Origin of the sequence: Bacteroides sp. AM41-16, from assembly GCF_003603495.1 — a bacterium.
Classification (GTDB): domain Bacteria; phylum Bacteroidota; class Bacteroidia; order Bacteroidales; family Bacteroidaceae; genus Bacteroides; species Bacteroides uniformis.
Window position 1 is genome coordinate 1 of record NZ_QTNE01000021.1, and the last position, 21120, is coordinate 21120.

20 protein-coding genes and 1 pseudogene are annotated in these 21120 nt (G+C 50.7%); 20 read left to right on the forward strand and 1 reads right to left on the reverse strand.

Annotation, left to right across the window (positions count from 1 at the left end):
* Positions 1 to 217 precede the first annotated feature (217 nt).
* Entirely contained in the window at positions 218 to 1042 is an 825-nt protein-coding gene (locus DW896_RS16435) for a class D beta-lactamase OXA-347 (protein ID WP_004295324.1), read from the reverse strand.
* A 169-nt stretch (positions 1043 to 1211) separates the two neighbouring features.
* On the opposite strand from DW896_RS16435, the gene DW896_RS16440 reads away from it, so the two are divergent.
* The 20 genes and pseudogenes from DW896_RS16440 to DW896_RS16535 all read left to right on the forward strand — a co-directional run bounded on the left by DW896_RS16440 (position 1212) and on the right by DW896_RS16535 (position 21080).
* On the forward strand, positions 1212 to 2486 hold the full coding sequence (locus DW896_RS16440; RefSeq protein WP_032534612.1) for an IS1380-like element IS612 family transposase: 1275 nt from the start codon (positions 1212 to 1214) through the stop codon (positions 2484 to 2486).
* Positions 2487 to 3041: 555 nt separating this feature from the next.
* A pseudogene (locus DW896_RS16445) lies at positions 3042 to 3143 on the forward strand (DUF4134 family protein); the annotation flags it as partial.
* 12 nt (positions 3144 to 3155) lie between these two features.
* Positions 3156 to 3452, forward strand: coding sequence for a DUF4133 domain-containing protein (locus tag DW896_RS16450; RefSeq protein WP_007569249.1), 297 nt, complete (start codon positions 3156 to 3158; stop codon positions 3450 to 3452).
* Positions 3453 to 3558: 106 nt separating this feature from the next.
* Complete coding sequence (locus tag DW896_RS16455; RefSeq protein ID WP_080783882.1) at positions 3559 to 6264, forward strand: helicase HerA domain-containing protein; 2706 nt, start codon at positions 3559 to 3561, stop codon at positions 6262 to 6264.
* A 24-nt stretch (positions 6265 to 6288) separates the two neighbouring features.
* Positions 6289 to 6699 carry a DNA-directed RNA polymerase subunit alpha C-terminal domain-containing protein gene (locus DW896_RS16460; RefSeq protein WP_007569251.1) on the forward strand — a complete coding sequence of 137 codons (411 nt, stop codon included), beginning with the start codon at positions 6289 to 6291 and terminating at the stop codon, positions 6697 to 6699.
* A 33-nt stretch (positions 6700 to 6732) separates the two neighbouring features.
* Entirely contained in the window at positions 6733 to 9288 is a 2556-nt protein-coding gene (locus tag DW896_RS16465; protein WP_044301990.1) for a hypothetical protein, read from the forward strand.
* Positions 9285 to 10007: a hypothetical protein gene (locus tag DW896_RS16470; protein WP_007569256.1), complete on the forward strand. Its 723-nt coding sequence runs from the start codon at positions 9285 to 9287 to the stop codon at positions 10005 to 10007. Before DW896_RS16465 ends, DW896_RS16470 begins: the two co-directional genes overlap by 4 nt.
* 155 nt (positions 10008 to 10162) lie before the next feature.
* Positions 10163 to 10921 (forward strand): site-specific DNA-methyltransferase, encoded by a 759-nt coding sequence (locus tag DW896_RS16475; RefSeq protein ID WP_007569258.1) that lies wholly within the window; start codon positions 10163 to 10165, stop codon positions 10919 to 10921.
* A gap of 75 nt (positions 10922 to 10996) precedes the next feature.
* Entirely contained in the window at positions 10997 to 11764 is a 768-nt protein-coding gene (locus DW896_RS16480) for a DUF5045 domain-containing protein (protein ID WP_007569261.1), read from the forward strand.
* A gap of 13 nt (positions 11765 to 11777) precedes the next feature.
* Positions 11778 to 12911 carry a membrane protein gene (locus tag DW896_RS16485; RefSeq protein WP_008655099.1) on the forward strand — a complete coding sequence of 378 codons (1134 nt, stop codon included), beginning with the start codon at positions 11778 to 11780 and terminating at the stop codon, positions 12909 to 12911.
* 27 nt (positions 12912 to 12938) lie between these two features.
* On the forward strand, positions 12939 to 13553 hold the full coding sequence (gene traK / locus DW896_RS16490) for a conjugative transposon protein TraK (RefSeq protein WP_044301901.1): 615 nt from the start codon (positions 12939 to 12941) through the stop codon (positions 13551 to 13553).
* 13 nt (positions 13554 to 13566) lie between these two features.
* Positions 13567 to 13950, forward strand: a complete 384-nt coding sequence (locus DW896_RS16495; RefSeq protein WP_044301903.1) for a hypothetical protein — start codon at positions 13567 to 13569, stop codon at positions 13948 to 13950.
* 72 nt (positions 13951 to 14022) lie between these two features.
* Positions 14023 to 15174, forward strand: a complete 1152-nt coding sequence (traM, locus tag DW896_RS16500) for a conjugative transposon protein TraM (RefSeq protein WP_007569265.1) — start codon at positions 14023 to 14025, stop codon at positions 15172 to 15174.
* Positions 15175 to 15187: 13 nt separating this feature from the next.
* Complete coding sequence (locus tag DW896_RS16505) at positions 15188 to 15541, forward strand: hypothetical protein (protein ID WP_007569266.1); 354 nt, start codon at positions 15188 to 15190, stop codon at positions 15539 to 15541.
* The gene (locus DW896_RS16510) at positions 15538 to 16350 is read left to right on the forward strand and encodes a site-specific DNA-methyltransferase (RefSeq protein WP_007569267.1); all 813 of its coding nucleotides are present in this window, start codon (positions 15538 to 15540) and stop codon (positions 16348 to 16350) included. The genes DW896_RS16505 and DW896_RS16510 overlap by 4 nt, the downstream gene beginning before the upstream one ends.
* A 9-nt stretch (positions 16351 to 16359) precedes the next feature.
* Positions 16360 to 17211: a conjugative transposon protein TraN gene (gene traN / locus DW896_RS16515; protein ID WP_044301905.1), complete on the forward strand. Its 852-nt coding sequence runs from the start codon at positions 16360 to 16362 to the stop codon at positions 17209 to 17211.
* Complete coding sequence (locus DW896_RS16520) at positions 17208 to 17720, forward strand: hypothetical protein (protein ID WP_044301907.1); 513 nt, start codon at positions 17208 to 17210, stop codon at positions 17718 to 17720. Before traN ends, DW896_RS16520 begins: the two co-directional genes overlap by 4 nt.
* A 7-nt stretch (positions 17721 to 17727) precedes the next feature.
* Positions 17728 to 18399, forward strand: a complete 672-nt coding sequence (locus tag DW896_RS16525; RefSeq protein ID WP_007569275.1) for a hypothetical protein — start codon at positions 17728 to 17730, stop codon at positions 18397 to 18399.
* Positions 18400 to 18403: 4 nt separating this feature from the next.
* Positions 18404 to 18886, forward strand: a complete 483-nt coding sequence (locus DW896_RS16530; protein WP_007569279.1) for a hypothetical protein — start codon at positions 18404 to 18406, stop codon at positions 18884 to 18886.
* Between the two features lie 7 nt (positions 18887 to 18893).
* Positions 18894 to 21080 (forward strand): type IV secretory system conjugative DNA transfer family protein, encoded by a 2187-nt coding sequence (locus DW896_RS16535; protein WP_007569281.1) that lies wholly within the window; start codon positions 18894 to 18896, stop codon positions 21078 to 21080.
* Positions 21081 to 21120 lie beyond the last annotated feature (40 nt).

The following is a 21120-nucleotide window of genomic DNA, read 5'->3' on the forward strand; positions in this document are numbered from 1 at the left end:
TTTCATCCTTCGTAGTTCAAAGTCGGGTGGTTGTCAAGATGATTTTTCTGGTTTGGTGTCGTCTTTTAAGCTGCCGCATAACGAAAAATGGTAGCCGTAGTTGCCGGATTTACAGCACTTTCGTATCAATTTAGCACTTCGGTTCGTTAAAAGCACCAAAGTATCAAGTTGGCACGAAAGCCGGCAATTATCGGCTACCATATGTTAGTGGCATTTATCATTTCATTATATTCATTTGCTTTAACGCATTTTTTGTTACATTAATTCTCGATGAAATAAAATCATCAACATTCAATCCGTCTGTCGGAATTACATTTGTTGCAAAAAAATAAACATTAGATTTTGTTTCAACATAACCAACAAACCAACCATTATATTTTTCTTCTATCGAACTTAATCCAGTCTTACCGCTTAAAATGTAATTTTCAGTTCGCTCAATTTCCATAATATTTTTGACAATCTTTATTGTCCTATCAGAAATTGGAAATTTTGAAAAATAGAATTTCCTTAAAAAGTCGATTTGTTGTTTTTGAGATATTTTTGAATTTCCTTCAAGCCAAAAATTGTCAATCGTTAAACTGTCAAAAATCATATTTTTATACTCAAATTTTTCTAAATATTCTTTCATTTTAATTGTTCCGATTTTCCTTGCAATTTCCTGATAGCAAGGAACACAGGAAATTCTAAAAGCATCTTTAAATGATAAATCTTTTTCCCAAATATCCATTTTTCTCTGCTCGCCATTCCATTTTAAAATAGTTGTATCATTTTCAATAATGCCTAATTCAACAGCAATTATAGAATTTGGAATTTTGAATGTTGATGCAGGTAATTTTCCGTTTTTAGCCCAATCAAAGTCATTTGAGTAAAAAGTATTCTTGTCGTTATCATAAATTAGAATTGAACCATTTACTTGAAAACTATCTAAAATTTTGTCAAAATCAGAAATTTCTGTTTCAATTATGTTTTTATTCGTTGTTGTGTTACAGCAAACAAATAAAAATATCATTGAAATAAAAACTACAAATAAAATATTTTTCATTTATTGTCTAATTATCCCTTAATTCCGCAACACTATAATTTAACTTTATTTATAAGTTCCTGAGCAACAATAAGTTGCCTAGGATTTTGCCGTGTCAGATTTTTCACTTATCTTAGTGTTGCAATTAGAAAACAAGCGAAAATCGTAACAAGGCGCTGCAAAGGTACAAATAAAATTCGAAAAACTCACACCTTTTGGAGGAATTTTTTCAATCATGGAGAAATTTGACTCCATGCTTTCACCCGTTATCGACTCAACACTGGGTCAGAGATGCAGCAGTATCTTCGGATATCAGTTCAGCGAGATAGTCCGTTCGCTGATGAGCGTTTATTTCTGTGGCGGCTCATGCGTGGAAGATGTAACGTCACAACTGATGCGCCATCTCTCGTATCATCCTACCCTTCGTACATGCAGCTCTGATACCATCCTCAGAGCCATCAAGGAACTGACACAGGAAAACATCTCCTATACTTCCGACCAAGGCAAGACCTATGATTTCAATACTGCAGACAAACTCAACACATTGCTTATAAACGCTTTGGTTTCTACAGGCGAGTTGAAGGAAATTGAGGAATACGATGTTGACTTTGACCATCAGTTCCTTGAAACGGAGAAGTATGATGCAAAACCGACCTACAAAAAGTTCCTCGGCTACAGGCCTGGCGTATATGTTATCGGTGACAAGATAGTCTATATCGAGAACAGCGATGGTAACACGAATGTGCGTTTTCATCAGGCAGACACCCATAAGAGATTCTTCGCTCTTCTGGAATCCCAGAACATCCGTGTAAATCGCTTCAGGGCAGACTGCGGTTCCTGCTCGAAGGAAATCGTCAGTGAGATAGAGAAGCATTGCAAACATTTCTACATCCGTGCCAACCGATGCAGTTCGCTCTACAATGACATCTTTGCTCTGAGAGGATGGAAGACGGAGGAGATTAACGGCATCCAGTTCGAACTCAATTCCATTCTCGTTGAGAAATGGGAAGGCAAGTGCTATCGTCTTGTCATCCAGAGACAAAGACGCAACAGTGGCGACCTTGACCTGTGGGAAGGCGAATACACTTACCGTTGTATTCTGACCAACGATTACAAGTCATCGACAAGGGACATTGTTGAATTCTACAATCTGCGTGGCGGCAAGGAACGTATCTTTGACGACATGAACAACGGATTCGGTTGGAGCAGGCTCCCCAAGTCATTCATGGCGGAGAATACTGTCTTTCTTCTGCTTACTGCATTGATACACAATTTCTACAAGACCATCATGAGCAGGCTTGACACCAAGGCTTTTGGGCTCAAGAAAACGAGTCGCATAAAGGCTTTTGTCTTCAGATTCATCTCCGTACCTGCCAAGTGGATCATGACTGCAAGGCAATACGTGCTGAATATCTACACAGAGAACCGAGCTTATGCAAAACCCTTCAAAACAGAATTCGGATAAGAATCCTTTCTTTCCGGTTTGAATCTGCGTATTACCTCAAGTCGCATCGTGGGGTAAGGGGATGGTGGCTACATATTGATGTTGTGCTGTTGCTTTTTACTGAAAGCTGCTACTAACGACTCATAAATCTACCCTTAATCGTGTATTGGATGATAGTTGCGGATTTTAGGTTAAAATAAACTTTGGTGCAAAGTTAATAAAATTCCGTGAGACTAAAGAGACTTATACGTAGAAAGTTAAACATACAACTGTATTTTCGCAGAAAATACTATAAAATGCCACCTGAAAAGCCCACTTTTCGTGCACATTTTTCCAACTAAAGCCATTTTTTCAACCTGATTGCTGAAACGACAATAAGGTTCACAATACCTGATTTTGCACCTTCAGGAACGCAGCACAAAATGATAGAAAATGAAAATTTCCGTTCATTTCCGTGTTAAGATATGTTAAGCAGATGTTTTCATTTTGGGGTTTTTGAAATTTTTGTTTCCAGTTTGTTTCTTTTGGTACTTTTTGCTTTTTGGGAGTGTTGATATTCAGCACTTTACAATTCGGAAGCAGATTCTGAAAAAAAAGATTATGATGATCGTTGGCGCATGTATTTTCTTAATCGCTGCCGCACAAGCACTTCCGATGTTCTTCGGTATCGGCGCATAACCCTCCCGCACGATGAAAGGCAAGGACGAACGCTATCCCGACTACCCGCTGTTCAAGGGCCTGCAACGGCCTTTGGAGTTCATGGGTATTCAGGGACGCTACATCTACTGGGCGGCGGGCGTTGCCGGCGGAGCCATCGTCGGATTTATCATCGCCTACTGCCTCGTGGGTTTCGTGGCCGGACTGGTCGTGCTGGTTGCGGTCGTCTCGACGGGTATTGCGCTTATCATGCTCAAACAGCGGAAAGGGCTGCATACCAAGAAAGACGGTCGCGGAGTGTATATCTACGCCCACTCGAAGAAACTGTGAGAAGAAAAGAAAAACCATCACGGGCAACGTGTGGTCTTGTTGAATGTTGAACGCGGGCCGGCCGCCTGAAATCCGGGTGGACCGGCCTTTTTTATTGTATTTTGAAATGACCTTGTACATCATTCTACTTTTTATCGCCTTGTGTGCCGGCATGGCCCTGTCGGTCTATGCGTTCGGTACCGGAGGCAAGCGTAAGCGTATCTTTCAGGACATCTATTTTTCTGTGGAAGATACGAACGGCGTGGGCGTGCTGTACACCAAGACGGGCGAATATTCAGCCATCCTGAAAATAGAGAATCCCGTGCAGAAATACTGTGCGAACATCGACAGCTACTACGAGTTCACGCACCTTTTCACCGCCCTCGCGCAGACGCTCGGCGAAGGATATGCCCTGCACAAACAGGACATCTTCATCCGGAAACAGTTCGAGAACGAGACGGGGGACAAACACGAGTTCCTCTCATCGGCCTACTTCCGTTACTTCAAGGGGCGTAACTATACGGACAGCGTGTGTTACCTGACCATCACGCAGGAGGCGAAGAAGAGCCGCCTGTTCTCGTTCGACAACAAGAAGTGGCGCGACTTTCTGGTCAAGATACGCAAAGTGCATGACCAGCTGCACGATGCCGGGGTACAGGCCAGGTTCCTGAACAAAGCCGAAGCGAGCGAATACGTGGACCGCTATTTCGCCATGAACTTCAAGGAGCGGATCGTGTCGATGACCAACTTCAAGGCGGACGACGAAACGGTCTCGATGGGCGACAAACGCTGCAAGGTATATAGCCTTGTCGATGTGGACTGTGCCGCACTGCCCTCACTGATACGGCCTTACACCAATATAGAGGTCAATAACACGGATATGCCCGTGGACCTGCTGGCTGCCATCGACAACATTCCGAATGCGGAGACGGTCGTCTATAACCAGATTGTCTTCCTGCCCAACCAGAAAAGGGAACTGGCCCTGCTGGACAAAAAGAAGAACCGGCACGCCAGTATTCCCAATCCGAGCAACCAGATGGCCGTGGAGGACATCAAGCGGGTGCAGGAGGTCATCGCGCGGGAAAGCAAGCAGCTCGTGTACACCCATTTCAACCTGATCGTCGCCGTACCGGCCGATACGGACCTGCAAAAATGCACGAACCACTTGGAGAATGCTTTCGGACGTATGGGTATCCATATTTCCAAAAGGGCGTACAACCAACTGGAACTGTTCGTGAACTCGTTTCCGGGTAACTGTTACGGCATGAACGAGGACTATGACCGCTTCCTGACGCTGGGTGACGCGGCGATGTGTCTGATGTATAAGGAGCACATACAGCACAGCGAGGAGACACCGCTGAAAATCTACTACACAGACCGCCAAGGCGTGCCGGTGGCTATCGACATCACGGGAAAGGAGGGGAAAAACAAGCTGACGGACAACTCGAACTTTTTCTGTCTCGGTCCTTCGGGCAGCGGCAAGAGCTTCCACATGAACTCTGTCGTGCGCCAGTTGTACGAGCAAGGAACGGACGTGGTGATGGTCGATACGGGTAACAGCTACGAGGGACTTTGCGAATACCTCGGCGGCAAGTACATTTCCTATACCGAGGAAAGACCGATTACGATGAACCCATTCCGCATCAATCGGGCGGAAATGAATGTGGAGAAGACGGGCTTCCTGAAAAACCTCGTGCTGCTCATCTGGAAAGGCTCGCAGGGTACGGTCACAAAGACAGAGGACCGCCTGATAGAACAGGTCATCACGGAGTATTACGACACTTATTTCAATGGGTTCGACGGCTTCACACCCCTGCAACGGGAGGATTTGCGTAAGGGGCTGCTCATCGACGACCGTAACCATGCCGAGAAGCAGGACGAGGACGAAGGAGAGCGGACCGGGCGTATCGAGCGCATGATCGACGAGATGGAACGCCGCCGTAAGGAGTTGAAAGTGGAAGAGCTGTCGTTCAACTCGTTCTATGAATTTTCCGTGCAGCGCATCCCCGACATCTGTGCCGAAAACCATATTTCGGGCATCGACATATCGACGTACCGTTACATGATGAAGGACTTCTATCGGGGCGGCAATCATGAAAAGACGCTGAACGAGAACATGGACAGTTCATTGTTCGATGAGACGTTCATCGTCTTCGAAATTGACAGTATAAAGGATGATCCTCTCCTGTTCCCTCTTGTCACACTGATTATCATGGATGTATTCTTACAGAAGATGCGTATCAAGAAGAACCGCAAAGTCCTGGTCATAGAGGAAGCGTGGAAGGCCATTGCCAGCCCGCTCATGGCCGAATACATCAAGTTTATGTACAAGACGGCCCGTAAGTTCTGGGCCTCGGTCGGCGTGGTGACGCAGGAGATACAGGACATCATCGGCAGCCCTATCGTCAAGGAAGCCATCATCAACAACTCCGACGTGGTGATGCTGCTTGACCAGAGCAAGTTCCGCGAGCGGTTCGATGAAATCAAGGCTATTCTCGGACTTACCGACGTGGACTGCAAAAAGATATTCACCATCAACCGGCTGGAAAACAAGGAAGGGCGCAGCTTCTTCCGAGAGGTGTTCATCCGCCGGGGGACGACCAGCGGCGTGTACGGCGTGGAAGAACCAAGAGAGTGTTACATGACCTACACCACCGAGCGGGCGGAGAAAGAAGCCCTGAAACTCTACAAGCGGGAATTGCGGTGCAGCCATCAGGAAGCTATCGAGGCGTACTGTCGGGATTGGAACGCCAGCGGTATCGGAAAATCCCTGCCGTTCGCCCAAAAGGTCAACGAGGCCGGGCGGATATTGAACCTTCATGTAAAACAATAACAATCAAATCATCAATTACAGAAAATGGAAAAGATAGACATCAGCCAAAGCGTGAAGACACTTGAGTTCGGGAGCAAATATGAAGCCCGTATCCAACGGATATTCCGTGAGTTCGACATCAAAACCATCCGGGATTTGTGCCAATGGCCCGGAAAGGACTTGGTAAGGGTACGCGACATGGGAAGAAAAAGCATCGAGGAAATAGAGGATGTTCTGGAAAGGTACAATCTCCGGTTGGGAATGCCCGGTAAGGAACTGGACGAATACGCCGGTATCGGAAATTCCGTGCAGGACGAGGAAGAAGAGGCGAAGTGGGAACAACGCAGGTACGAGATAGCCAAGGAGGTATTCATACACCACCGTCTGGTGGCAAATTCCGCCGTATATGAGGCCGACGAACTGATACGTGCACTAAGAGGCATGACGCGCCGTTGACGGGGGCTGTTTTTAACCGGGGAGGAATCCATGATGAAACGGCTGTCACTTATCCTTATGCTCCTGTCGCTCGTTGTCGTACAGCACATCCACGCGCAGTATTACAGCGTGAACTACGATGCGCGTACCGTGGCGGCAATGGCTACCGCTTTCGGTACGGAAGCCGTGGCGGAAAGCTATTACCGGGAGCAGGTCGATGACATACTCAAGCACTACAATGCGGCGGAAGTGGCCACGGCGGGGATTTTTGCCTCCAAGTTCTTGGAGCATAAAGCCTTTTCCGACCTCGGTATCTGGAACAGCAGTACGGAGAACTACTACTACCGCCGCATTTACCGCATGGTCTCGGAGAAGATCATACCCAAGATATGGGTGGTGGCGAAACTGATGCTCCGCTCACCGCAAACGGCTATCTACTGGGGCAGCTACCTGATGAAAATCTGCGACGAAACGAAAAGCCTGTGTATGCAGTTCGAGAGTGTAGTGACGAACAGCACGTTGGGCTTTTCGGACATCGTGTTTCTGGAAATCAACCGGAACATCGCCCCTCTGTTGAAACTCTCGGAGATAGGCGACATCGACTGGCAGCACATGCTGGACGACATCGCCAGCGTGCCGGGCAATTTCACCAAGGAGAACCTGCAACACGACATCGACAACCTCTACAACATGGGTGTCGGTCTCGCCTCGGCAGGTATCGGGAACATTGGTGACGCCCTGTTGCAAACCAGTTCGTTCCATGAGCTGATGGGCGGCAGGGTCAGCAAGGTCATCGACCTGTATGACCATTACGGTGCGCTCTTCGAGCAGGCGGAGCATGACCTCGGCGGCCTGCTGATTGACATGGTGGGCGGTGAGGACAACGTGGCGGGACTGTTCGATTTCAGCAACTACGACCTTACCTCCTGGATGACGGACTATCTGGACGAGACGGCGGGAAACTACTACACGCAACGGTGGTATATCGCCCGGCGTGAGCAAGGGAGTATCGCCTTGTGCGACTACTACCCGCCGACGGACGATAACAGCATACTGAACGGCGGCGAATGGACGCGTTTCGAGACAACCGATCCCGACTTTTATCCCAATGCCTCGCAACGGGAGCAGGCGCTCGCCAATTCGGAACGGTACGCCGGTTGGTCGAGAAGCCGGGTACAGCAGCTCAACAACCAGAATGACGGCTATACCTATAGTATCAACTACTGGCAGAACGGCTATATCATCAGCCGGGGCGGCAAACAGACGAAGAAGGCATACGCCTACGAAATCCATGTGAAGAAAAGCTGGAACCGGGAAGAGGTCGTCTATGAAGAGGTGTTCGATTCCTACTCGATGGACCTGAACACGTTCAAAGCCGGGCTTAACGCCCGACTCTCGGAGTTCAACGACAACGAGGAAGGTTATACCTATTATATAGCTTCTGACGCGCGGAACTATTATCAGGCGACGGACGCCGCGAAATTGCAAGGCTGCGAGAGCGTGACCATCAGTGTAACCTGTTCGGACGGGGCTACGCTCGGTCAGGGCACGACGCAGTACAAGTGCCGAACGTGCGGCAAATCCCTGAACGCCCATTCAAAGGAGTGTGCCATGCAGACCACGGTTACGGAGAACGAACTGGACTTGTCCGAGCTGGACGCCATGCTGCAGGAGGCAGAGAATCAGGTAGCCGCCATCCAGTCGCAAATCAACGCGTTGGAGAGCGAGAATGCCGACCTGCTGAAAAAAATCGCCGAGGCAAGCGTGGAAGATGCGGCGGTGTACCGGCAGCAGTACAACGCGAACAAGACACAGATAGACCGCCTGAAAAGCGAGCTGTCCGAATGGCAGAAGAAACAACGGGAATACACCGACGCGAAAACCGAGGCGTCGGGCGATAACGATGTGGCAACAGACGACTATTACCGCATACCGGCCATCATGCAGGACTGCAAGACGGCTTACAGCCTGTCGTGGCAGGACGGCGGGGCGTGGAACGGCTACACCTATGTCCGTAAGGCGACCATGCCGAACATCAACGGGGTCATCACGTTCAAGGCGACGGTCTCGATAGCCCGCAAACCGAAATATTTCCTCGGTATCAAGATACACCGTGCCATCGTGCAGATCAGTTGGGAACTGACCACGGAATACACCGACACGTATGTGGCCGACGTGCTGACGCTCGACCCTAACCTGTCGGACGCGGAGAAAACGAAACTGGTGAACGACCGTATTGCGGAGATTGCACGAGAGCATCCTTCGTGCAAGATCACGACGGAATATGCCCGTACCCCACCATTGGAAGAGACTCCGACCGGGGAGGTGTACCATCTGCTGTGGTCAAGCGACCGGCTCGAAATCGCACGGGAAGTGGATTCCCGGATTACGATGATATATGCCGACCTCGTGTCACTGGAGAAGATGATGCACTACAAACGGAGCATCATCGACGTGCTGAAGGACGTGCTGCCCGAATTGGATATGGACGAGGGACGCAGGCTGACGCTCGTGGAGGAATGCCACGAACGCTGGGTGGAGAATGCGCGGAACCTGCGGAGCGGAAACGGCAGGAACGGCAAAGGCAGCGGAAAGGAGGTGCGGCCATGAAACGTGCCCTGCTGATGGCAGTCGTGCTGCTGGCTCTCCTGCCCGGCATTGCCAAGGCGCAATGGACGTTCGACATCGTGTCGGTAGAAGCCTACATCAACGACCACAAGAAGCAACGCAGCCTGCTGCTGGCCCGCAGTACGCTGGAATACAGCAACAAGCTGCTGCACGAGTACAGCCGCAAAGAGGTCGGCGAGTACAAGGAACTGAATGTGGACTTGGACCGCTACACCCGTGCCTTCGACGTCATCGACGTGATGTACCAGTCCTTGCGGACGGTGCTGAACGTGAAAAGCACCTATACGGCGGTCAGCGACCGTATCGGCGATTACAAGAGACTGCTGGAGGACTTCAACGATAGAATCGTGAAACGGGGGCGCATCGACCCCGGCGATGCCGTGATACTGGCCATCAACGAAAAGGCAATACGGGACATCGCCGATGACGGGAAACAGCTTTACAAATCGGTCAGTGACCTCGTGCTGTATGCCACAGGGGCGGCAGAATGTTCGACCTCCGACCTGCTGATGGTGCTGGAAGCGGTGAACACGTCGCTGGACGACATCGAGCGGCACCTGAACCGGGCGTATATCGAGACGTGGCGGTACATACAGGTGCGCATCGGTTACTGGAAAGCGAAGATTTACCGTCCCAAGGTCAAGGAGATTATCGACGGGGCTTTCGGACGATGGCGCAAAGCGGGACGGCTGGATTATTAACGAACGATAAAAGGGAAAGAAGGCAAACTATCTACAGGTTAGAGTTTGACTTCCATGCCATCGACATCGGGAAATAAAAACAGAGAAAGAATTTTTAGTACAAACAAGCCTATTGGGATTATACCAAGGGATAAAAAGACATTCAGATTGATGCAATGGAAAAGATTGTTTTTGCAAAAGACATTACGTTATATAAGGCCGATTGTCTTGAAGTGATGCCTTTTCTTCCGGAATCAAGCATTGATTTGGTTTTATGCGATCCCCCTTTTGGAATTACAGCTTCACAGTGGGATAAAATAATACCATTCCCGGAAATGTGGAAAGAGATCAGGAGAGTCAGGAAAGAAAATGCACCTACGGTCTTATTTGGCAGCGAACCGTTCAGCAGCTTTCTACGCTGCGGCAATTTAGATGAATTTAAATATGACTGGGTTTGGGAAAAGTCAAAAGCAAGCAATTTTCTTCTCGCTAAAAAACAACCTCTAAAAGCACATGAGCTAATAAGTGTCTTTGGCAAAGGCAGAACCCCTTATTATCCAATCATGGAGGAAGGCGAGCCTTACGGGAACCGCACGAAGAGAGGAAGCAATTGGACAGGGATAAACAATGTACCCAATCCTACATTCAGGCATGAAAACAAAGGGACAAGATATCCACGAAGTGTGATATACTTCAAAACAGCGGAATCGGAAGGCAAAACGATTCATGTCAACCAAAAGCCGATTGCATTATTGGAGTATCTGATAAAAACATACACAAAGGAAGGAGATACTGTCCTTGATTTTGCTTCGGGGAGCATGAGCACCGCAATTGCCTGTATCTATACGAATAGAAAATGTATTTGCATTGAAAAAGACGAGACATATTTCTCGCAAGGAGAGAAACGAGTCAGGAATGAATACCAATATTTATGACAGTAAAGGAAGCTCAAAAAAAGTATGACTATACGATATAAATAACTGTAAAATAATGAATAACCGGAAATTAATATGAACAGAACTCTCTTACTCATGGCGGTTGCAGCAGTTGCAACGAGCGGTGTCAAGGCGCAGTCGGTTACTTACAACCATGACTCGCCGAAACAGAACCAGATTACGGTTATGGAAACCGGTACGGGCGCTCTGTCGCCCGAACTTTATTACACGCTGCTGCACAACAAGTACAAGAAGTCGGCGGCAAGCAAGAACAAACTGTCGTTCCGCACGCTGGCGGGTGTGAACCTGTACAACCAGACAGACGAGGCGGAAGCCATCGACTCGGCACTGGTCAAGCGGGCCGAAATCGAGGCACTGAATGTAGCCGACCGGCAGATTGACCTCGCGTGGCTGGCCGAGGGCGATAAGATAAACGCTCAAATGGAACGGCTTCAGCGCAACATCGACCGCATCCCCCTTGCCGGGGGCACAACGGACGACAGGGAGCGGTGGACGGAATACTACCACGTCTACCAGTGCGCCATTGACGCTACGAAGGACGCCTACATGCCCAACGCACAACGGAAGAAAGAGTACCTGCGAATCTACGAGGACGTGGTACGGCAGAACGAGATTCTGGTCGGCTACCTTGCCCGAAGACAGAACGCCACGGTTGCGAACGGGCTGCTGAATGCAACCGCCGACCGGAGACTGGACAAGGGCGGTATCGTCCGCGAGGCGATGGGCCGGTGGAACGAATCGCGTTCCGCCGTGCGAGGGGCGCAATCGGGCGGCGAAACTGATACGGGAGACGGAGACGAGACGGTAAACAGAAAGAACTAAAAACACACAACGTATGGCAGACGGAAATATTCTTTCGGATTTCGGTATCGACCTCTTGGAAGAGGAAATCGACGACGTGATTTTTCAGACCAACGAGTTTCTGACCGATGCGACCTTTACCGGCTCGCAAGGTCCCTTCTGGTGGATTCTTCAAATGTGCATGGCACTGGCCGCCCTATTCGCCATCATCATGGCGGCAGGCATGGCGTACAAAATGATGGTCAAGCACGAGCCTTTGGACGTGATGAAGCTCTTCAGACCGCTGGCCGTGTCGCTTATCCTCTGCTGGTGGTATCCTCCGGCAGACACGGGCATGGCAAACAGCGGGAGCAACTGGTGCTTTTTAGATTTCCTCTCCTATATCCCGAACTGCGTCGGTTCGTACACACATGACCTGTACGAGGCCGAAGCCTCGCAAATCTCGGACAAGTTCGAGGAAGTGCAGGAGTTGATTTACGTGCGCGACACGATGTACACTGCCCTGCAGGCACAGGCCGATGTCGCCCATACGGGTACGTCGGACCCAAACCTTATCGAGGCAACGATGGAACAGACAGGTGTGGACGAGGTAACGAACATGGAGAAGGATGCGGCGAAGCTGTGGTTCACCTCGCTGACTTCGGGGGTAATCGTGGGGATTGACAAAATCATCATGCTGATAGCCCTTGTAGTATTCAGAATCGGTTGGTGGGCGACCATCTATTGTCAGCAAATTCTTTTGGGAATGCTCACCATTTTCGGACCTATCCAATGGGCGTTCTCGCTCCTGCCCAAGTGGGAAGGCGCATGGGCGAAGTGGCTCACAAGGTATCTGACGGTGCATTTCTATGGTGCGATGCTCTACTTCGTGGGCTTCTACGTGCTGCTGCTGTTCGACATCGTACTTTGCATACAGGTAGAGAACCTAACGGCGATAACGGCAAGCGAGCAGACGATGGCGGCTTACCTGCAAAACTCCTTCTTCTCGGCGGGCTATCTGATGGCGGCAAGCATCGTGGCCCTAAAATGCCTGAACCTCGTCCCCGACCTTGCGGCATGGATGATACCGGAGGGTGACACGGCGTTCTCAACCCGAAACTTCGGCGAGGGCGTGGCACAGCAGGCCAAAATGACGGCGACGGGCGCAATGGGTACGGTAATGAGATAACAAAGTAACGATAAATATTCAAACAAAATGGTCATCAAGAATTTAGAGAACAAAATCAAACTGGTCGGAATTATCTGCACCGCCTTTCTCGTGGGGTGCGTCATCATCAGCGTGTCGAGTATCTGGACGGCCCGCATGATGGTTACGGACGCTCAAAAGAAGGTGTATGTGCTGGACAGCAACGTGCCTATACTGGTACGCCGCACGACGATGGAGGAAACGCTTGACGTGGAAGCCAAGAGCCATGTCGAGATGTTCCACCACTACTTCTTTACCCTTGCTCCCGACGACAAGTACATCCGCTACACGATGGAGAAAGCGATGTACTTAGTGGACGAAACGGGCTTGGCACAGTACAATACGCTCAAGGAGAAAGGTTTCTATTCCAACATCTTGGGAACGAGTGCCGTCTTTTCGATTTTCTGCGACAGTATCACCTTCAACAAGGAGAAGATGGAGTTCACTTACTACGGGCGGCAGCGTATCGAACGGCGCAGCAATATCCTGATGCGCGAACTGGTTACGGCGGGACAGCTCAAGCGTGTACCCCGGACGGAGAACAACCCGCACGGGCTGCTCATTGTGAACTGGCGCACGCTGCTGAACAAGGACATCGAGCAAAAGACAAAAAGCAACTATTAACTCTACCAGTCCTATGAATATCAAAGGATTCAGACGTATGCTGTTCGGCGAGAAGATGCCGGACAAGAACGACCCGAAATACAAGGAGCGCTACGAACGCGACGTGGATGCCGGGCGACGCTTCGCCAAAGCGACACGTATCGACAAGGCAGTGGCCAAAGTACAGGGTTTCGCCAACGCCCACCGGACGCTGTTTCTCGTCATCGTATTTGGCTTCGCCATCTGCGGGCTGACATGGAATATTTACCGCCTGACGGTGGTGTACCGCCATCATCCGACCCGCCGGACGGCCACGGAGATGCAGGATTCCGTGCTCCGGGAACGGCATAAGATGCTTTCCGTACCGCATGTACGAAGATTCGATACGAAGGAAAGTGGTACGGAAAGGCCGGAATAGAACGGCAGGCTTATGAATATGCCGTTTGAGAGAACTATAAGCAAGTATGTGCAACTCAATTAAAGGGAAACAATGAACAATATCTTCAAGAGAATTAATTTCAGGCAGCCAAAGTATATGCTTCCGGCTATCCTCTATATTCCCCTTCTCGGCACGTCGTACTTCTTTTTCGACCTGTTCCATACCGAGAAGGTCGAGGTACAGGATAAGACACTCCAGACGACCGAGTTCCTGAATCCCGAATTGCCGGACGCCCAAATCAAGGGTGGCGACGGTATCGGCAGCAAGTATGAGAACATGGCCAAATCATGGGGCAAGATACAAGATTATTCCGCTGTGGACAACATCGAGCGGGACGAACCGGACAATAACCAAGAGGAATATGAATCGCAGTACACCGAAGAGGACATCGCCCTGCTTGACCGGCAGGAAAAGGAAAATGATCTGGCAGCGGAAGCGGCCGATGCCAAGAGGCGGGAGCAGGAAGCTCTCGCAGAACTGGAAAAAGCACTCGCCGAAGCGAGGTTGAGAGGACAACGGGAGGTCATGCCGTCCGAAACGGACAGCACCGCAACGGCGGCTCCGCCGGACACGATGACGCAGGCCAAGGGAACCATCGACGAGGAAAGCCGTTCGGTCAAAGCTCCTGCGGAGACGGACAAGGCAAGCGAGGTGGTGAAGAAGGTAAAGACGGCTTCGGACTACTTCAACACACTGGCGAAAGACGCTCGGGAACCGAAACTCATCAAGGCGATCATCGACGAGAACATCAAGGCCGTGGACGGCTCGCGTGTGCGGCTGCGCCTGCTGGACGACATCGAAATCAACGAGAGCGTGGTCAGGCGTGGTACTTACCTGTATGCCACAGTCAGCGGTTTCTCTTCCGGACGTGTAAAAGGAAGCATCAACAGCATATTGGTGGAGGACGAACTGGTCAAGGTCAGCTTGTCAATCTACGATACGGACGGGCTGGAAGGACTTTACGTACCCATCAGCCAGTTCCGCGAGACAAGCAAGGATGTGGCGAGCAGTGCCATGTCGGGCAGCATGAACATGAATACCAGCGGATACGGTAACAGCCTCGCCCAATGGGGTATGCAGGCGGTGAACAATGCCTACCAGAAAACGAGTAACGCCATCAGCAAGGCTATCAAGAAAAACAAGGTGAAGCTGAAATACGGGACGTTTGTGTATCTGGTGAACGGACGGGAAAACAGGAACTAAAAGGGCAGTGACAATGGAATCAGACATATCAAAACTTCATAAGGGAACGGACGGCTTCTATTACGAGGACTACATCGCTCCCGATAAGCCCGAAACATTCGTTGGGAAGCTCGTAAGTACCGAATGGTGGCACAAAGGGGTACGATTCGCCCTGATATGCAACTTTCAGGCAGAAGACGGGCGGAGGATTGCCTTATTCGCCTTCCAGAAGCATACCGGTTTTTACGGGCCGAGAGACGGTGCGGTCAATTTCAAACATGTGGAGAAGAATACCCTCTGGGAGTGTGAAATCCGGAAAACCCGGACGGAACGCTGTACCTGGATGAGCGCCCGACAAATTGTAGAACTGAAAACAGACGCAATATGATAGAGACGGATCGCATTTACCTTATGGACTGCATGGAGGGCATGAAACAGATAGCGGATAGTAGCGTGGACGCCATAATCGCCGACCTGCCTTACGGGGTGTTAAATCGCAGCAATCCGTCGGTGAACTGGGACCGCCAGATACCGTTCGCAGCCTTGTGGGAGCAATACCGGCGGATTACCAAGCCGGACAGCCCCATTATCCTGTTCGGACAGGGGCTTTTCTCCGCATGGCTCATGCTGTCGCAACCCCGGCTATGGCGGTACAACCTCGTGTGGCAGAAAGATCGGGTGACGGGACATCTCAATGCCAAACGTATGCCGCTCCGGCAGCACGAGGATATTCTGGTATTCTATAAAAAACAGCCGGTCTATCATCCGCAGATGACACCGTGTCCTCCGGAACGGAGAAATCACGGGAGGCGTAAAACGGAGGGATTTACCAACCGTTGTTACGGAACGATGAAACTCTCACCGGTACGCATAGCCGATGACAAATATCCGACCTCGGTCATCTTCATGCCGAAGGAACACAAGAAAGGCGCGTTCTACCACCCGACACAAAAGCCCGTGGCGTTGATGGAGTACCTGATACGGACCTACACCGACGAAGGCGATGTTGTACTGGACAACTGTATCGGGTCAGGCACAACCGCCGTGGCCGCTATCCGCACGGGACGACACTACATCGGATTTGAAATCGAACAGGTGTACTGCGAGATTGCCGAACGGCGGATTCAGGAGGAACTGGAATGCAGGAACAAAGCACAAGAGGAAAAAGAGATAAGGGAAGAAAAACAAAATCAATAAATCAATGACATGGACAAAAAAGGAATCGTAACGGCATTTCTTCTGGCGGCAGGACTGCTGGGAACGCCGAATGTACAGGCACAACGAACCTACGAGGAGATGGAACAACTTACGGTAAATGAACAGGTAACGACGGTCATCACGGCCTCGGAACCGGTACGCTTCGTGGACATCTCCACCGATAAGGTTGTCGGTGACCAGCCGATAGATAACATCGTCCGCCTGAAACCGAAAGAGGGCGGACACGAGGACGGCGAGGTGCTGGCCATAGTGACCATCGTAACGGAACGCTACCGCACGCAGTATGCACTGCTCTACACCACACGGGTGCGGGAGGCGGTAACTGACAAGGAAATCCAGTTGCAGGAACGAAACGCCTACCACAACCCGGCGGTCTCGATGTCCACCGTGGAGATGACACGCTTCGCCCGGCGTATCTGGAACTCGCCCGCGAAGATCCGCAACGTCGCCACCAAGGCACACCGCATGACCATGCGGTTGAACAACATCTACACCGTGGGAGAGTATTTCTTCATCGACTTCTCAATAGAGAACCGGACGAACATACGTTTCGACATTGACGAGATACGGGTGAAGCTGGCGGACAAGAAACTGACCAAAGCGACTAATGTGCAAGTCATCGAACTGGTCCCGGAACTGGTGCTGGAGACGGGCAAGACGTTCCGGCACGGCTACCGGAATGTGGTCGTGGTCAGGAAAATGACGTTCCCGAACGACAAGGTACTGACCATCGAGATGACGGAGAAACAAATCAGCGGGCGTGCTATCAGCCTGAATATCGACTATGAGGACGTGCTGTCGGCCGATTCGTTCAGCACGGCATTGCTGGAGGAGGAATGACAATGAGAAAGACGATTATCCTGACGATTGCCTGCATGTGCCTCGCCGTCGGCGCGAATGCACAACGGGGCAGCGGCCGCCTTTCGCTCGGAGCGGGGCTGCTGTACAAGAACGAGCTGGACGTGACGCTGGCCTACGAACACGAGATGAACTACCGCCATGCGTGGGAGTTCTTTGCCAACGGCTACCTGCAATGGGCAGAGTGCGAATCCTGCAAGCATGTATGCCCGAAATCTTTCTGGCAGAATTACCGTACCTACGGCTTCGGCGTGGCTTACAAACCCTGCGTCACGAGGGGACGCAACCATTACGGAAGCCTCCGTATCGGGGCTTCGGGCGGAAGCGATACGAGGAAGTTCCTTGTCGGGCTGCATTTCGGCTACGAGCACAACTATGTGTTGCGGGCGGGCTGGACGCTATACTGGCAAGTCAAGGGAGACGTGATGATAAAGGGGGCCGATGTGCTGCGTACAGGAGTTGCCCTCGGTATTAAACTACCTATAAAATAAGGGAAAGATGAAACAGAACACTATCAGAAAAACGTGCCAGGTAGTGCCGGTTCTCCTCATAACCGGGGCATTGGCTGCCTGCGACGCACATATAGAAGAACCCGACAAGACGGTACGTCCCGGACATGTCCTCTGCGTGGACGGCAAGGCCGTGCCGTACAGCGAGTATGAAAATTCCGGGAAACAGGCGATTGCCGTCGTCTTCCATACCTATTCGGACGGGGAAACGGAAGGAAACGGCTATGCCGTCTATCTGTGGGACATGACGCCGAAGGCTTTTGCCGACAGCCTCGGTGTCGAGCAGGGTACGTCGGCGGACATTGCTGCATACGACGGGAATGAGAACACGTTCGCCCTGTACGATACGGAAGAAACGGCCTCGCCGATGGCTGAAGCCGTTTTTGCCTTGTGGAAATACGGACAGAGCGCCTATATCCCCTCGGTGGCACAGATGCGTCTGCTGTATTCGGCACAGACCGTCATCAATCCGATTATCGAGAAATGCGGCGGCGACCCGCTGCCGACCGAGGCCGACGAGTGCTGGTATTGGACATCGACGGAGGTGGAAGGACAGCAGACAGTCAAAGCATGGCTCTACTCGACAGCCAGCGGAACCATGCAGGAAACGCCCAAGACACAGGCGCATAAAGTGCGTCCCATTATAACCATCAACAACTGAATTTATGATTATGAACGGAATTAAAGATTTTCAAGCACCACAGTATGTGGATATAGTACATCCGGACAAAGGATTCTTCGGGTATCTGTTAAGATGCAAATGTCCTAAACAAGAGGACGTTTCCGGTAATTTCATATTCCTCGACGATGGAATAGACTGCTACAAGAGGTTTCCCTCCGTAAAGAATCGCAGGGAAGAAATCCGGGCAGAATGGAACGGCCGTATCAGCCGTTACCATGATATTTTCCAAGGTCAGCTCTGCTATGTCAATGAAGAATTGATTGAAGATTTCATTGATTTCATGACTTATGGCTCTGACAATGCCGTCCGGATTTTCCTTGAGAAGTTTACAGCGGAAGTACGGGCTTCTGCAATATATGACGGGCTTAAACCTCTATATGCAGTTTCCCATGTCTGCCAGCTTTCCGCTGATAACCGTATGCAATGGCCTCACATCCACGTCCTCTGGGGTATTAAAAAGAATTGACATAGCAATGGAAGAGAGCAAGGAATTACAGGGATTTTACCGGATATTCCGTGCGGTGGTGTATGTCTCCGTACTGATGGAGTTTTTCGAGTATGCCATCGACCCGGCCATGCTGGACCACTGGGGCGGCATACTCTGCGACATTCACGGACGTATCAAACGGTGGGCCATCTATAACGACGGCAACCTCGTGTACAGCAAGGTCGCCACGGTGCTGCTGATCTGCATTACCTGTATCGGCACCAGAGCCAAGAAACATTTGGAATTCAACGCCCGGCGGCAGGTCTTGTACCCGCTCGTGAGCGGCTTTGCCCTGTTAGTGCTGTCCGTATGGCTGTTCGGTCATCCGATGGAGACGCGGTTCTACACGCTGCCGCTGAACATTATTCTCTATATGGCGGTATCGCTCACGGGGGTTATCCTCGTGCATGTCGCACTGGATAACATCTCCAAGTTCCTCAAAGAGGGACTGATGAAGGATCGTTTCAATTTCGAGAATGAAAGTTTCGAGCAATGCGAGGAACTGATAGAGACTCCGTACAGCGTGAATATCCCCATGCGATATTACTACAAGGGCAAGTTCCGTAAAGGCTGGACCAATATAACCAACTGTTTTCGTGGAACATGGGTAGTCGGAACACCGGGGTCGGGCAAGACATTCAGTATCATCGAGCCGTTTATCCGACAGCACTCGGCCAAGGGGTTCGCGATGGTGGTCTATGACTACAAGTTCCCGACGCTGGCCACGAAACTGTACTACCACTACAAGAAAAACCAGAAGCTCGGAAAGTTGCCCCAAGGCTGCCAATTCAATATGATTAACTTCGTGGACGTGGAGTACAGCCGCCGGGTAAATCCAATTCAGGCAAAATACATCAACAACCTCGCTGCGGCGAGCGAAACGGCGGAAACGCTGCTGGAATCCCTGCAAAAAGGCAAGAAAGAGGGAGGCGGCGGCAGCGACCAGTTTTTCCAGACTTCGGCTGTGAACTTCCTCGCCGCCTGCATCTACTTTTTCGTGAACTATGAACGCGAGCCTTACGATGCCAAAGGAAACAAATTGTACGCTGAAAAACGGCAGGACCCGGAGACGAAATTCTGGAAACCGACGGGTGTGGTACGCGCCAAAGAGGGCGGGGAAATCGTTGAACCTGCCTACTGGTTAGGCAAGTATTCGGATATGCCGCATATCCTGTCGTTCCTGAACGAGAGTTACCAGACCATCTTCGAGGTACTGGAGACCGACAACGAGGTTGCCCCGCTGCTCGGTCCGTTCCAGACCGCTTTGAAAAATCGCGCGATGGAACAGTTGGAAGGTATGATCGGTACATTGCGCGTCTATACCTCTCGTCTGGCGACCAAAGAGAGTTACTGGATATTCCACCGTGACGGTGATGACTTCGACCTGAAAGTGAGCGACCCGAAGAATCCGAGCTACCTGCTGATAGCGAACGATCCGGAAATGGAAAGCATTATCGGAGCGTTGAACGCCCTTATCCTGAACCGCCTCGTTACCCGTGTGAATACGGGACAGGGCAAAAATGTCCCCGTGAGCATTATCGTGGACGAGCTGCCGACGCTGTACTTCCACAAGATAGACCGCCTGATCGGCACGGCACGAAGCAACAAGGTGAGCGTGACGCTCGGCTTCCAAGAACTGCCGCAGCTCGAAGCGGATTACGGGAAAGTGGGTATGCAGAAAATCATCACGACGGTGGGTAACGTGGTGAGCGGTTCGGCCCGTGCCAAGGAAACGCTGGAATGGTTGTCGAGCGACATCTTCGGCAAGGTGGTGCAAATCAAGAAGGGTGTCACGATAGACCGGGACAAGACTTCCATCAATCTGAACGAAAATATGGACAGCCTCGTACCCGCCTCGAAAATCTCGGATATGCCGACGGGCTGGATCTGCGGCCAGACGGCACGGGACTTCATCCAAACAAAAACCGGCATAGGCGGCTCGATGAACGTGCAGGAAGCGGAGGAGTTCAAGACCTCGAAGTTCTTCTGCAAGACGGATTTCGACATGAAGGAAATCAAGAAGGAGGAAGCGGCGTATGTACCGCTGCCGAAGTTCTACACGTTCAAGTCGAGAGAGGAACGGGAACGCATTCTTTACCGGAATTTTGTGAATGTGGGAATGGAGGTGAAAGAAATGATAAAGGACGTGCAGAACAAACGAGGGGCGAAATAAGAAACCTGTTTCCGATATGAGGGAAAGTAAAAAAAATGCC

Bases quoted from the DNA above. Each gene is read 5' to 3' on its own strand.
- DW896_RS16505 (WP_007569266.1), top strand. From the start codon at position 15,188: ATGGAATCAGACATATCAAAACTTCATAAGGGAACGGACGGCTTCTAT.
- traK (WP_044301901.1), top strand. From the start codon at position 12,939: ATGGTCATCAAGAATTTAGAGAACAAAATCAAACTGGTCGGAATTATC.
- DW896_RS16520 (WP_044301907.1), top strand. From the start codon at position 17,208: ATGACAATGAGAAAGACGATTATCCTGACGATTGCCTGCATGTGCCTC.
- DW896_RS16510 (WP_007569267.1), top strand. From the start codon at position 15,538: ATGATAGAGACGGATCGCATTTACCTTATGGACTGCATGGAGGGCATG.
- DW896_RS16435 (WP_004295324.1), bottom strand. From the start codon at position 1,042: ATGAAAAATATTTTATTTGTAGTTTTTATTTCAATGATATTTTTATTT.
- DW896_RS16465 (WP_044301990.1), top strand. From the start codon at position 6,733: ATGAAACGGCTGTCACTTATCCTTATGCTCCTGTCGCTCGTTGTCGTA.
- DW896_RS16475 (WP_007569258.1), top strand. From the start codon at position 10,163: ATGGAAAAGATTGTTTTTGCAAAAGACATTACGTTATATAAGGCCGAT.
- traN (WP_044301905.1), top strand. From the start codon at position 16,360: ATGGACAAAAAAGGAATCGTAACGGCATTTCTTCTGGCGGCAGGACTG.
- DW896_RS16460 (WP_007569251.1), top strand. From the start codon at position 6,289: ATGGAAAAGATAGACATCAGCCAAAGCGTGAAGACACTTGAGTTCGGG.
- DW896_RS16495 (WP_044301903.1), top strand. From the start codon at position 13,567: ATGAATATCAAAGGATTCAGACGTATGCTGTTCGGCGAGAAGATGCCG.
- DW896_RS16535 (WP_007569281.1), top strand. From the start codon at position 18,894: ATGGAAGAGAGCAAGGAATTACAGGGATTTTACCGGATATTCCGTGCG.
- DW896_RS16530 (WP_007569279.1), top strand. From the start codon at position 18,404: ATGATTATGAACGGAATTAAAGATTTTCAAGCACCACAGTATGTGGAT.
- DW896_RS16485 (WP_008655099.1), top strand. From the start codon at position 11,778: ATGGCAGACGGAAATATTCTTTCGGATTTCGGTATCGACCTCTTGGAA.
- traM (WP_007569265.1), top strand. From the start codon at position 14,023: ATGAACAATATCTTCAAGAGAATTAATTTCAGGCAGCCAAAGTATATG.
- DW896_RS16470 (WP_007569256.1), top strand. From the start codon at position 9,285: ATGAAACGTGCCCTGCTGATGGCAGTCGTGCTGCTGGCTCTCCTGCCC.
- DW896_RS16450 (WP_007569249.1), top strand. From the start codon at position 3,156: ATGAAAGGCAAGGACGAACGCTATCCCGACTACCCGCTGTTCAAGGGC.
- DW896_RS16455 (WP_080783882.1), top strand. From the start codon at position 3,559: ATGACCTTGTACATCATTCTACTTTTTATCGCCTTGTGTGCCGGCATG.
- DW896_RS16480 (WP_007569261.1), top strand. From the start codon at position 10,997: ATGAACAGAACTCTCTTACTCATGGCGGTTGCAGCAGTTGCAACGAGC.
- DW896_RS16525 (WP_007569275.1), top strand. From the start codon at position 17,728: ATGAAACAGAACACTATCAGAAAAACGTGCCAGGTAGTGCCGGTTCTC.